The sequence below is a fragment of the Streptomyces narbonensis genome, from assembly GCF_014649015.1.
Lineage (GTDB): Bacteria > Actinomycetota > Actinomycetes > Streptomycetales > Streptomycetaceae > Streptomyces > Streptomyces narbonensis.
This window is the reverse complement of sequence record NZ_BMSF01000009.1, coordinates 73,297-85,542: the sequence shown is the minus strand read 5'-3', so window position 1 is coordinate 85,542 and position 12,246 is coordinate 73,297. Positions and strand designations below refer to the sequence as shown.

The following is a 12,246-nucleotide window of genomic DNA, read 5'->3' as shown; positions in this document are numbered from 1 at the left end:
ACGATCCGTCGTGACGCCCCTCCTTCGTGCTGTGTGTCAGGCGGCCGGTGAGACCGGGGACTCCGTGGTCGTGGCGGGGTTCGGGATCTTCTCCGCCGGGTGGCGGCGGGTGGCCGACCAGGCCGTCCAGAGCTCGGCGTAGTGGCCGCCGGCCGCGGTCAGCGTCTCGTGGGTGCCGTTCTCCACCACGCGGCCCCCGTCCAGGACGACGACGCGGTCGGCGGTCGCCGCCTGGGGGAGGCGGTGGGCCACCACCAGGGCCGTGCGGCCCTCCAGGGCGCGGGCCGCTGCGTCCTCCAGGACCCGGGCGCCCGCGCTGCCCGCGTCGGCCGTCGCCTCGTCGAGGATGGCGACCGGCGGGTCGGCGAGGACCAGCCGGGCCAGGGCGAGGTGCTGTGCCTGCGTCACCGTCAGCCGGTGGCCGCCCTCCCCGACGACCGTGGCCAGGCCCTCGGGCAGCGCCTCCGCCCACTCCAGGGCGCCCACCTTGGCCAGGGCCGCGCGCAGTTCCTCGTCGTCGGCTTCGGGGCGGGCCAGGCGCAGGTCCTCGGCGAGCGGGCCGGCGAAGACGTGGACCTCCTGGCTGATGAGGGTCACCGCACGCCGGACCCCGGCCGGGCCGAGCTTCCCGACGGGCACGCCGCCGAGGGCGATCGAGCCGGAGGTCGGCTCGTGGACCCCGGCGATGACCTTCGCGAGGGTCGTCTTGCCCGCCCCGCTCGCGCCGACCAGGGCGACCCTCTCCCCGCTCCGCACGGTGAGGTCGATCTCGTGCAGCACGGGAGCGCCCGTACCGTAGGCGTGGCTGAGCCCCGAGACCGTGATCGAGCCGTCCACGGGCGTGTCGGCCCCCTGCGGCGCGGGCTCGGCCGGGAGGGCCGAGACGCCCACCAGGCGGGCGAAGCTCGCGCCCGCGGACTGGGCGTCGTCCAGGAGGTACAGCGTGGCGTTGATCGGGTTGAAGAGGCTGTGGAAGTACAGCGCCGCGGCCGTGGCCGTACCGATGGTCGCCGAGCCGCCGTCGACCAGGACGAAGCCCGTGGCGAGCATCGCGGCCAGGCCGATGAACTCGGCGAGGTTCAGCCGGGAGAAGAAGCCGGAGACGAGGTGGATGCCCCGCAGCCCGAGGTCGCGCGCCGCCGCCGACCGCTCCTCCAGGAGGCCGGAGTGCGTCCCGCCGAGCCGGAAGGCGCGGACGGTCCGCGCGCCGCCGACGCTGTCGAGCAGCTGGTGCTGCAAGGCGCCGGTGGCGATGCGGTGTTCGCCGTACACGGGGGAGGAGCGGCGCATGTACCACCGCACGGAGAAGACCTGCACCGGCGCGGCGAGCAGCGCGGCGAGCAGGAACCGCCAGTCGAGCACGGCGAGTCCGGCGAAGGTGAGCAGGATCGTGAGCGCGGACCGGCTGAACTCGGGCAGGGCCTGCCGCACCGACTTCGCGATCATGGTCACGTCGCTCGTCACCCGGGAGACGAGGTCGCCGGAGCCGGCCGCCTCGACGCGTTCGAGCGGCAGCCGCAGCGCCCGCTCGATGAACTGCTCGCGCAGCGCCGCCAGCACGGTCTCGCCGAGCCGGGCGACGAGCGTGCCGCCGATCGCGGTGGCCGCGCCACGGGCGACCGCGACGGCGATGAGCAGGACGAGCGGCACGGTCAGGGCCTGCGCCCCCCGCTGCTCCACCACGAGGTCGACGATGCGCCCGAGCAGGGGCGCGGTCAGCAGCCCGACGGCGGTCCCGGCGACGAGGACGGTGAGCGCGCCCACGGCCAGCAGCCGGTGGCCGTGGAGCATGGTGCGCAGCGCCGCCACGCACTCGGCGCCGGTGGCGGTCGGCAGGAGCGCGCGGTCCTGGGTGGTTCCGCTCATGGTCTGTTCCGTTTCCTCTGGCGTCGTCGTACGCGCGTCCTCGTCGGTCGTCATGCCAGCACCGCCGCTCGGTACGTCTCGTCGGCGGCGAGCAGTTCGTTGTGGTGGCCGTCCGCCCGCACGGCGCCGTCCTCCAGGACCACCACCCGGTCCGTCACCGCGAGGAGCGCGGGGCTGGTGGTGACGAGGACGGTCGTGCGGCCCCGGCGGACCTCCCGCAGGCGGTGCGCGATCCGCGACTCGGTGACGGTGTCGACGGCGGTCGTCGGATCGTGCAGGACGAGCACGGACCGGTCGGCGGCGAGTGCCCGGGCGAGCGCCACGCGCTGGCGCTGGCCGCCGGAGAGGGACCGGCCGCGCTCGGCGAGGAGGGTGTCCACGCCGTCCGGCAGCAGCCGGGCCACGTCGTCGGCGGCGGAGGCCGCGAGGGCGCTCTCGACCGCCGTCGTGTCGCCGTCGGCCCCGGACCTGACATTGTCGAGGAGGGTGCTCTCGAACAGGTCCGCGTCGTGGTGGGCGACCAGGACCGCCCGGCGCAGCGCGTCGGGGTCGAGCCCGGTCAGGGGTACGCCGTCGAGCTCGACCGTGCCCTCGGCGGGGTCCTTCTCGCGGGCCAGGCAGAGCAGCAGGTCGGCGGCGGCCGCCGGGTCCCTGGTGACGATGCCGGTCAGCCCGCCGGCGGGCAGGTCGAGGTCCACCCCGCGCAGGGCGCCGAGCGACACCCCGCGCAGCGCGAGGTGTCCGGCGGCCGCGTCGGCCGGGACGGCGTCGCCGCCCTCGACGGTGACGGGCGAGGCCAGCACCTCCGCGATGCGCCGGGCGGAGGCCCGCCCCTGGGCGATCTCGGCGTTGACGTACGTGAGGAGCTGGAACGGTCCGAGGAGGAACTGCGCCAGACCCACGGCGGCCACCAGCTCGCCGACGCTGATGCTGCCGTCCATGGCGAGGTAGGCCCCCACCAGGCCGATCACGGCGATGAAGACGCCCGTCAGGGCGAGGACCGCGCCCTCGTGCCCGGCCCGGCTGCGGGCCGCGCGCAGGGCGGCGGCCAGCGAGTCCTGGCTCGTGGTGCGGTAGCGGGCGACGGCCGCGGACTCGGCGCCCATGCCCTTGAGGACGCGCAGCCCCGCGACGAGGTCCGCCGCGACGCCCGAGGCGTGGGCGGCGCGCTCCTGCTCGGTCTCGCTGCGCCGCTCCAGCGGGCGGCTGATGCGGTGCCCGAGCCAGAGCAGCGGCGGGATGCCGAGGAGGACGAGCAGACCGAGCGGGACGGAGATCCGGAGCAGGGCGACGGCGCTGATGACGAGGGCGGCGACCGCCGACACCCCGTACGAGATGGCGGTCGCGACCGAGCCGACCCGGCGGGCGTCGTTGGTGGCGATGCTGGTCAGGGCGCCGGGGAGCCGGTTCGTCTCGGCGCCGCCCCGGGGGTCGAGGACGCGCGTGGCCAGCTCCAGGCGGAGCCGGTGCGCGGCCTGCTCGCCGGCGCCCTCGGTGATCCGCGCGCTCGTGCGATAGCACGTGGAGAGGACGAGGAAGAGGGCCGCGAGGACGACGAGCCAGCGCAGCAGGGACGCGGAGGAGCCGGTCGCCACGGCCGAGTCGATGATGACACCGATGACGACCGGGACCAGGGCCTCGCAGCCTTGGTGGGTCATGCCGAGCAGGGAAGCCGCGATGACGCGGGGGCGTTGCCCTCTGATCGCTCGACCGAGGACAACTGCCCCTGTCGGTACGGCCGTTGGCATGTGACTCCTCCACGGAGACGAGTGAATGGTTAGGTAAGCCTACTCTGACCTGTCGAGCGTTGACCGGCCGCAGTTGGTCAGTTAGGCTCACCTAAGTACCGGCTTGTCAGGTCGTTACCGCGGGGCCCGCCCCACGCGCCAACTGCCGTAAGGGGAGCTGTCGTTGTCCGTCCAGTCCCGCGAACAGGTCGGGAAGGCCGACGACGCCGCACCCCACTCGGGCCGCACCGGGGTCACGCTCCGGAGCCTCGGCCTCCTGTTAGGCGTCGCCGCTCTCGTCCTCGTCTCCCTCGTCAGCGTCTGGGTCGGCACCCGAGGCATCCCCTTCACCGCCACCTGGCACGTCCTGTGGAACCCCGACGGCTCGGAGACGTCGGTGATCGTCCATGACTACCGCATCCCCCGGACTCTCCTCGGCATGCTCGTCGGCATGGCGCTCGGTCTCGCCGGCGCGCTGATGCAGGCCCTGACCCGGAACCCGCTCGCCGACCCCGGCATGCTCGGCGTCAACCTCGGCGCCTCCGCCGGCGTGGTGGTGGCCATCGCCTTCTTCGGCATCGGCACACCCCTCGGCTACGTCTGGTTCGCGCTCGCCGGCGCCGCCGCCGCGTCCGTCGGGGTCTACCTGCTCGGCTCCTCCGGCCGGAAACTCGCCTCGCCCGAGCGGCTCGTCGTCGCCGGCGCCGCCGTCACGGCGGTGCTGTACGCCTTCAACTGGGCGATCCTGCTGCTGGACCCCAGGGCCTTCGACCAGTTCCGCTTCTGGACCGTCGGCTCCCTCGCGGGCCGCTACTACGAGATCGTCCTGATGGCCCTTCCCTTCATCGGGGCCGGCCTGGTCATCGCCCTCGTCCTCGCCCCCTCGCTCAACGCCCTCGCCATGGGCGACCAGATGGGCCGGGCCCTCGGCGTGAACGTCGGCCGGACCCGAGCCCTCGGCGCCGTCGCCGTGATGCTCCTGTGCGGCGCCGCGACCGCCGCCGCCGGACCGATCGGCTTCGTGGGGCTCGCCGTCCCGCACGTCGCCCGCTTCGTCGTCGGCCCCGACCAGCGGTGGGTGTTCGCGTACTCGATGCTCATCGCCCCGGTCCTCCTCATCGGCTCCGACGTCCTCGGCCGGATCCTCGGAGCCCCCGGCGAGGTGCAGGTCGGCATCGTCACCGCGTTCATCGGAGCGCCCCTCTTCATCGCCCTGTGCCGCCGCCGAAAGCTGGTCATGCTGTGACTGCCGTACGGGAGGCGAAGGCCTCCGGACCCCCGCCCGGCTCCGGGGACGGGTCCGCCACCGCCTCCGACTCCGCCCCGGCCCCGTCCCGGGTGGTCAGCGGCCGGGTCCTCCGTACGCCCTCGGGGGCCGTCTCCCTGCTCGTCCGGGGCCGGACCGTCGCCGTCACCGCCGCCCTCCTCGCCGCGCTCCTCGCCGTCGCCGGCATCACCCTCACCACCGGCGACTTCGACCTCACCGTCGGAGAGGTCGTCGAGGCGCTCACCGGCAACGGCTCGGGCATCGCCGACTTCGTCGTCAACACCCTGCGCATGCCCCGGCTCCTGACCGCGCTCTGCGTCGGCGCCGCCCTCGCCGTCAGCGGTGCCATCCTGCAGAGCATCACCGGCAATCCCCTCGGCAGCCCCGACATCATCGGCTTCACCAACGGCTCGGCCGTGGGCGCGCTCGTCGTCATCGTCGTGCTCCACGGCAGCATGACGCAGATCGCGATCGGCGCGCTGGCCGGCGGCCTCGCCACCGCCCTCGCCGTCCACCTCCTCATGCTCGGCCGGGGCATCCAGGGATTCCGGCTGGTCGTCGTCGGCATCGGCGTCAGCGCCCTCCTCCTCGCCGTCAACTCGTACCTGATCACCCGGGCCACCTTCCAGGAGGCCCTGGAGGCGCAGGCCTGGCTCATCGGCAGCCTGGGCAACCGGCTCTGGACGCACGCCACCGCCATCGGCATCGCCGTCGCCGTCCTGCTGCCACTCGCCCTCCTCCTCTCCCGCCGCCTCTCCATGGTGGAGATGGGCGACACCACGGCCATGGCCCTCGGCGTCGACGTGGCACGCACCCGCACCCTGCTCCTGGTCATCAGCGTCGCCCTCGCCGCCTTCGCCACCGCCGTCACCGGCCCCATCTGGTTCGTCGCCCTGGCCGCGCCCCAGGTGGCCCGCAGACTCACCGGCTCGTCCGGGCCCGCCCTGCTGCCGTCCGCCCTCATGGGCGCGGTCATGCTCGCCCTGAGCGACCTCGCCGTGCAGCGCCTCTTCGCCCCCGCGCTCCTCCCCGTCGGCACGGCGACCGGCTGCGTCGGCGGGCTCTACCTCATCTGGCTACTGGTCACCGAGTCGCGAAAGAGCCGCGCATGACAGCAACAGCGAAGCGTCCGACGAACCCGACCGCGACCGGTCCGGCGAACCCTCCGGCATCCCGCCTGCGCGCCGAGGACCTGACCCTCTCCTACGACCAGCGGACCGTGGCCACCGGCCTGAGCGTCGACATCCCCGACCACTCCTTCACCGTGATCATCGGCCCGAACGCCTGCGGCAAGTCCACGCTCCTCACCGCCCTCGCCCGGATGCTCAGGCCCCGCGCCGGACAGGTCCACCTGGACGGCCGCGCCATCGGCTCCTACCGCTCCCGCGAGGTCGCCCGCCGCCTCGGGCTGCTCCCGCAGTCCTCCACCGCGCCCGGCGGCATCACCGTCGGGGACCTCGTCGCCCGCGGCCGCTACCCGCACCAGGGCATGCTGAAGCAGTGGTCGGCCGACGACGAGGCGGCCGTGGTCGAGGCGATGCGGCAGACCGGCGTCCTCGAACTCGCCGACCGGCCCGTCGACGACCTCTCCGGCGGCCAGCGCCAGCGCGTGTGGCTGTCCATGGTCCTGGCCCAGCAGACCTCGATCCTCCTGCTCGACGAACCGACGACCTTCCTGGACATCGCCCACCAGGTCGAGGTCCTCGACCTGTGCGCCGAACTCCACGCCCGCCGGGGCCACACCGTCGTCGCGGTCCTCCACGACCTCAACCAGGCGTGCCGCTACGCCACGCACCTCATCGTGATGCGGCCCGGGGGCGTGATCGCGGCCCAGGGCGACCCGTCGACCGTCATGACCGCCGAGCTCGTCGAGGACGTGTTCGGCCTGCCCTGCCGGATCATCGACGACCCGGAGACGGGCACCCCGCTGATGGTGCCGGCGGCGCCCAAGCGGTACGCGCCCGCGCCCGGCGCCACCGCACTCGCCCCGGCCCCCTGACGCTGTCGCCCCCGACACCGCCGCCACCGACCCGGACGGACCGCCCATGCTCTGTACGAGGCTGACGAACGCGCACATCCTCACGATGGACCCGGACCATCCCGTCGCCCACGACCTGGGGATCTGGCGCGGCCGGATCGTCGGCCTCGACGAGGCCGTGACCTCGCTGACCGCCCGTGAGGTCGTCGACCTCCAGGGCGCCACCGTGCTGCCCGGCTTCATCGACAGCCATGTGCACATGGCGTGGGCGGGCCTGAAGGCGAACACCCCGAGCATCGCCCCGTGCGAGCGCGTCGAGGACGTGCTCGCCGTCGTCGCGGACGCCGCCGAGCGCAAGCCGCCCGGCGCCTGGGTGGACATCGCGGGCTACGACCAGCGGGCCCTGGGCCGGCACCTCACCGCGGCCGAGCTCGACCGGGTCGGCCACGGACGCAGACTCTTCCTCATGCACGACTCCGGCCACGCCTGTGTCGTCAACAGCGCCGTCCTGGAGCTCCTTCCGGCCGACGTACCGCACGAGGACGGCTTCCTGGTCGAGAGCGCCATGACCGCCGTACGCCGCCTCCGGCTGCCCTACTCCCAGGAGGAGATCGCCGACGCGGTCGAGCACGCGGCCCGCGTCTGCCTCGCCGAGGGCATCACCGCCGTCGCCGAGGCCGGCATCGGCGGCGGGCTCCTCGGCCACAGCCCGGTCGAGCTCGGCGCCTACCAACTGCTCAGGGACCAGGGGCGGCTGCCCCTGCGGGTCCAGCTGATGGCCGCGGGTGACACCCTGAGCCCGCGCGCCGCGCACCGCGACGACGGCATCCCCCGCGCCCTCGACCTCGGCCTGCGGACCGGCTTCGGCGACGACTGGCTGTCCCTCGGCGCGCTCAAGATCTACACGGACGGCGGGATGATGGCCCGTACGGCGGCGCTCACCGCCCCGTACGAGGGCATGACCACCACCGGGCAGCTCCAGGACGAACCCGAGCGGATCGCGGAACTGATCGTGGACGGCCACCTCGCCGGCTGGCAGCTCGCCGTCCACGCCATCGGGGACCGCGCCGCCGACCTCGCCCTCGACGCCCTGGAGCGGGCCCAGGACCTGCGGCCCCGCCCCGAAGCCCGGCACCGGATCGAGCACGCCGGGCTGATCCGGCCCGACCAGCTGCCCCGCTTCGCGCGACTCGGCCTCAGCGCCGTGGTCCAGCCCAACTTCCTGCGCTACTTCGGCGACGACTACTCACGGATCATGGGGGAGCGGCGGGCACCGTGGATGTACCGGGGCCGGGGCTTCCTGGACCACGGCGTCACCCTCGTCGGCAGCTCGGACCGCCCGGTCACGGACGGCTCGCCGCTGAGGGCCGTGCAGTTCATGGTCGAGCGGGCCTCCCTCTCCGGCCGCCGGATCGGCCCCGACGAGGCCGTGACCGTCGACGAGGCCCTGCACGCCTACACCGTCGCCGGCGCGTACGCCTGCCGCTGGGACGACACCGCGGGCAGCCTGAGCCCGGGCAAGCGCGCGGACTTCGTGGTCCTCGGAGACGACCCCAGGCGCGTCGACCCGGCGCGGATCGGCGACATCGAGATCGTGGCGACGTACGTGGACGGGCACCGAGCTCGGACGGGAAAGGCCTGAGGTCCGCCCGGTGGCCGGCCGCGCCTCAGGGACGCGGCGCCGGCCCGGCCGCCTCCCGGAGGAGCCCCGCGCGGTCGACGGCGTCGACGGCGGTCGCCGGTACGGTGCACGCGTAGGCGCCGGCCACCGATCCGTACAGCGCGCACCGGCCCAGGTCCTCGCCGGTGAGCCGGCCGAAGAGGAAGCCGGCGGCGAAGGCGTCGCCCGCGCCGTTGGAGTCCACCACCGGGGCGTGCGGCGTGACGGCGGGGACGTGCGTGAGGCCGTCGGCGGTCAGCAGGTACGCGCCTTCCGCCCCGGCGGTGGCGACCACGGCCTCGGCCCGCCCCCGCTCCAGGATCCGGCGCATGGTCTTCTCCTTGTCCGCCAGGGCCGTGGTGGAGACGAAGACGAGGTCGGCGCCGTAGGCGAACGGCTCGTGATAGGGGTTCTCGCCGTCCCAGTTGTGCAGGTCCGTGGAGATCGTGAGCCCCGCGTCGCGGAGTGCGGGCAGGGCGAAGGCGCACGGGTAGGTGATCGAGACGTGCGCGTGCCGGCTCACCGCTGCCAGGGAGCGGACCAGTTCCTCGGGGAGCCGGTCCGACTCCCGGGAGCGGGTGTCGTCGTAGAGCGAGAGCCGGCGGCCGTCCGGGCCGACGAGGTTGACGGCCCGCTTCGTCCCGCCGGGCTGGGGCACTTCGGTGAAGCCGATGCCGCGGTCGCGGTGGAAGGCGCGGACGAGGTCGCCGTACGGGTCGTCGCCGATCATGTCGAGGTGGTGCGTCCGCAGGCCGAGGGCGCTCAGGCCCAGGGCGACGAAGTCGCCGGTCTGCCCGGCGCGGGTCTCGATGCCCGGTCGGATCATGTAGCTGTCGGCGTACGGCAGGGGCAGTTCGGGGACGTGGACGATCGTGTCGACGCCGGCCCCTCCCAGGACGAGGACGTCGTACTCGCTGGTCATCGCTGTTCCTCTCGACTGGCGCTGTGGTCGGAGGGGTGGCGCGACTCCCGCCGAACGGAGGCGAGTCAAGCAGCCGACCCGGAGCGAAGCAAGAACTTGCCGCAAATTTCAGCAAGTTGTCGCGGTTCCGCCGGCGGTCGGCGGCGGCTCGGCTCGCGGCGGCGTCCGCTCAGCTCAGGACCAGCAGCACCGCCAGAGCCATGAGGAGGGAGTCGATCCGGTCCAGCAGGCCGCCCGAGCCGGCGAGCCACCGGCCGGAGTCCTTCGCGCCGGCACCGCGCTTGACCATCGACTCCAGCAGGTCCCCGAGCGGCCCGCCGACCGCCACGGCCACCGCCGTCTGCCACGTCAGGGACGACAGCGCGGCGAGCGTCCCGAGACCGGCCGCGGCCCCGGCGAGCGTGCCGCTCCACCGCTTGGCGGGCGAGAGCGGGGAGAGCCGGGGGCCGCCGAGGCGGGGACCCGCCGCGAAGGCGACGATGTCGGCGATCGACACGGCCACGAACAGGACGAGCCCCAGGGCCCCGGACGGCACGAGCCCGGCCAGAGCGCCCAGCCACACGAGCCCGAGCAGGCCCGCCCCGAGGCGGCGGAGCCCGTGCTCCGCGTCGCCCGCCAGCAGCGGCACCCCGGCGATCACGAGCGCCCCGACGGCCGCCACCCGCAGGACCTCATCGGGGGCCAGCCAGGCGCTCAGGACGAGCGCGACGACCGCCGCGCCGAGCGCCACCCGGTCCACCGGACCCAGCCGCAGCAGCGCCCCGTACTCCACCACCGCGACCACCCCGACCACCGCCGAGAGCACCGCGGTCCCCGCCGGGCCGAGCCAGAACGCGGCGGTGACCAGGGGCACTCCGAGCGCCCACACACACCACCGGACCATCAGCTCGCGCCGCCGGGTCGCCGCCACCGCGAGCCCGCCGGCCGCCAGCGCCCCGCCGAGGTACGGCACGAGACCGGCGACGGTCGTCGTCACAGAGCGCCCCGCCCGCCCACCGCCGCCGACGGCGCCGGCGTCTCCGCCTCCAGCGCATCCAAGGCGCTCCGGCACGCCGCGACGATCCGCGCGTTCTCCACCCGGTCGCGGACGGCGATGCGGACGGTCCGCCCCTCGTAGGAGGGGGACATCGGCGACAGGTCCCGCAGGTACACGTCGTGACGGCGGCACTCGCCCACCATGCGGGCCGCGCTCGGCCCGCCCCGCCGCAGCGTCACCGTCAGGAAGTTCGACACGCCCTCGTCGACCGAGGCGAAGCCGTCGAGCTCCAGGAGACCGGCGGCGAGCTCGCGGCGCAGCACCGCGGTGCGCGCCCAGCGCTCCGCGTAGTACGCGGGGTCGCGCAGCGCGGTCACGGCGGCCAGCTGGGCCGGCAGGCTCACCGGCCACGGCGGCGTCCAGCGGCGCAGCTCCGCGGCGGTCTCCGGGTCGGCCACCAGATACGCGGCCCGCATCCCCGACAGCGCGTACATCTTCGACAGCGAGGTGCAGACGACGACCCGGGGGTCGACGGAGGCGAGTTCGGCCAGCGAGTCCGCCGGATCGACGTAGCCCAGGTACGCCTCGTCGATCCACCACCGGGTCGTGGCGGGCGAGTCCGCGATCACCGCGCGCAGCGCCTCGGCGGGAGCGTGGCGGCCGGTCGGGTTGTTCGGGTTGACCACCACCACGAGGTCGTACCGTCCGCCGCGGGTCGCGGCGGCGAGCCGGGCCGGATCGATGACCCAGCCGTCCTCCCGGCGCAGCCGCAGCCGGTCGACCCGGCAGCCGATGACCCGCTCGGTGACATGGGCGTACTCGCCGTAGCTCGGGTCCAGCAGAAGCACCCGGCTCGCCGGTGTCAGCCACCGGCCGAACGCCCGGAAGATCAGGTCGGACGAACCCGCCCCGACGGCCAGCGACTCCACGGGCAGCCCGCGGACCGCGGCGATCTCCGCGAGCAGCCCTTCCGCGCCGGTCGGCGGAGAGGTCCGGGCCGCCCACCCCGGATCCTCCGACAGGACCGCGCGGACCTCCGGGGACGGCGGGAACCAGGCGTCCAGCACGTCGGCCGGGACGACCTCGTGACGACGGGGCAGCGTCCGGAAGTCCGTACCGATCGCCGAGAAGAAGGCGCCGCCGTGCTCGCAGCCGTCCGCGCGCGGCGCGAACGGCACGTCCAACCGCCAGTCGAGGTCCGCCCGCAGCCGCTCCAGGGCCCGGCCGTGGCGCTCCCCGACCGTCCGCGTCAGCTCGGCCACGGAGCCGCTCAGCACCTCGAAGGAGACGGCGCCCGAGCGGACCGTGTGCCCCGACGGCCGCAGCCCGGTGGCGAGGTACATGTCGAGCAGCTCGGTGCGTCCCATCGCCACCACGCGGCGCCCGCCCCGTGCGGCGGCCCAGCGCAGCGCCGCGTACATGAGGAGCGGCGCCGCCGCGGTCGACCGCCACCGCTCCTCGACGGTCAGGATGCGGATCTCGAACGGCGCCTCGTCCGTCAGGACCGGCAGCTCCTCGCGCGTCAGGTACTTGTCCAGCGAGTAGCGGCCGACCCACGGCGGGGTGAGGCTGACGAACCCGATCCGGGTCTCGCCGCGCGCGGCCACGAGACAGACGTTCTCGTCGTCGAGGCCGTCGGACAGCCGCCCCGACGGGGCCACCGGATGCTGTCCGAGCTCCTCCGCGTACACGCGATGGCGGAGTTCGTGGATCCAGTCGCGGTCCTGAGGCGTGGCGACACGCACCTGCAAGGCGTGGCCGGTGTGTTCGCCGCGGTTCGTGCGGTCCATGCGCTCCCCTGTGAAGATCCGGTGTTCGCGCACCAGCATGGGCGAGCCCGGCCGACGGCG

General features: G+C 74.5%; 9 protein-coding genes. 4 read left to right on the top strand and 5 right to left on the bottom strand.

Features of this window, described 5'->3' with window-relative positions:
• Positions 1-36: 36 nt before the first annotated feature.
• A complete protein-coding gene (locus IE124_RS18655) occupies positions 37-1,866 on the bottom strand; it encodes an ABC transporter ATP-binding protein (protein WP_229832572.1) in 1,830 nt (609 codons plus the stop codon).
• A 50-nt stretch (positions 1,867-1,916) separates the two neighbouring features.
• Positions 1,917-3,614, bottom strand: coding sequence for an ABC transporter ATP-binding protein (locus tag IE124_RS18650; RefSeq protein ID WP_189508897.1), 1,698 nt, complete (start codon positions 3,612-3,614; stop codon positions 1,917-1,919).
• A 157-nt stretch (positions 3,615-3,771) separates the two neighbouring features.
• On the opposite strand from IE124_RS18650, the gene IE124_RS18645 reads away from it, so the two are divergent.
• From IE124_RS18645 to IE124_RS18630, 4 genes are read left to right on the top strand one after another with little or no spacing between them, the layout of a single operon-like run.
• The gene (locus IE124_RS18645; RefSeq protein ID WP_370468785.1) at positions 3,772-4,839 is read left to right on the top strand and encodes a FecCD family ABC transporter permease; all 1,068 of its coding nucleotides are present in this window, start codon (positions 3,772-3,774) and stop codon (positions 4,837-4,839) included.
• On the top strand, positions 4,836-5,972 hold the full coding sequence (locus IE124_RS18640; RefSeq protein ID WP_189508896.1) for a FecCD family ABC transporter permease: 1,137 nt from the start codon (positions 4,836-4,838) through the stop codon (positions 5,970-5,972). Before IE124_RS18645 ends, IE124_RS18640 begins: the two co-directional genes overlap by 4 nt.
• A complete protein-coding gene (locus IE124_RS18635; RefSeq protein WP_229832568.1) occupies positions 5,969-6,859 on the top strand; it encodes an ABC transporter ATP-binding protein in 891 nt (296 codons plus the stop codon). Before IE124_RS18640 ends, IE124_RS18635 begins: the two co-directional genes overlap by 4 nt.
• A 46-nt stretch (positions 6,860-6,905) precedes the next feature.
• Positions 6,906-8,480 (top strand): amidohydrolase, encoded by a 1,575-nt coding sequence (locus tag IE124_RS18630; RefSeq protein ID WP_189508895.1) that lies wholly within the window; start codon positions 6,906-6,908, stop codon positions 8,478-8,480.
• 25 nt (positions 8,481-8,505) lie between these two features.
• Here the strand turns inward: IE124_RS18630 and IE124_RS18625 are convergent, their stop codons facing one another.
• The 3 genes from IE124_RS18625 to IE124_RS18615 all read right to left on the bottom strand — a co-directional run bounded on the left by IE124_RS18625 (position 8,506) and on the right by IE124_RS18615 (position 12,186).
• Entirely contained in the window at positions 8,506-9,420 is a 915-nt protein-coding gene (locus tag IE124_RS18625; protein WP_189508894.1) for an adenosine kinase, read from the bottom strand.
• A gap of 169 nt (positions 9,421-9,589) precedes the next feature.
• Positions 9,590-10,330 (bottom strand): phosphatidate cytidylyltransferase, encoded by a 741-nt coding sequence (locus tag IE124_RS18620; protein WP_189509181.1) that lies wholly within the window; start codon positions 10,328-10,330, stop codon positions 9,590-9,592.
• A 62-nt stretch (positions 10,331-10,392) separates the two neighbouring features.
• Complete coding sequence (locus IE124_RS18615) at positions 10,393-12,186, bottom strand: aminotransferase class I/II-fold pyridoxal phosphate-dependent enzyme (protein WP_189508893.1); 1,794 nt, start codon at positions 12,184-12,186, stop codon at positions 10,393-10,395.
• Positions 12,187-12,246: the final 60 nt, after the last annotated feature.